Annotated in this window: 1 pseudogene; it reads left to right on the forward strand. The window is 73.8% G+C overall.

Annotated features, from left to right (window positions below):
• Positions 1-143: 143 nt before the first annotated feature.
• Positions 144-423: pseudogene (locus BIU91_RS18965) on the forward strand (GNAT family N-acetyltransferase); the annotation flags it as partial.

Here is a 423-nt window from a genome sequence, read left to right on the forward strand (position 1 = left end):
CGGCATCGGGCTCGGCGTCGCGGCGCTCGTCTCCGGCCTCGTCGCCGCCCGGCGCAGCGCGGCCTGACCACCGGTCGCGCGCCGTTCCGAGCACCACGGTCGCGGTGGTGGCGGGATCGCCACGACCGGAGGATCATCGGCCCATGGAGTACTCGACGGCGATGCTCACCGAGGAGACGTGGCCCGACTTCGCCGCGCTCGTGACCCGCAGCAACGGTGTGTGGGGCGGGTGCTGGTGCATCGGTTTCCACCCGGACGGCCCACGCGGGACGCCCGACCCGACGGTGTCCCACCAGGAGGCGAAGCACCGCCACGTGCGGAACGGCACGAACCACCAGGTGCTCGTCTACGCCGACGGCACGGCGGTCGGCTGGTGCCAGTTCGGGCGGCCGGTCGAGCTGCCGACGATCCTGAACCCCGGCG

Origin of the sequence: Curtobacterium sp. MMLR14_002 (genome assembly GCF_001864975.1) — a bacterium.
Taxonomy (GTDB): Bacteria; Actinomycetota; Actinomycetes; order Actinomycetales; family Microbacteriaceae; genus Curtobacterium; species Curtobacterium flaccumfaciens.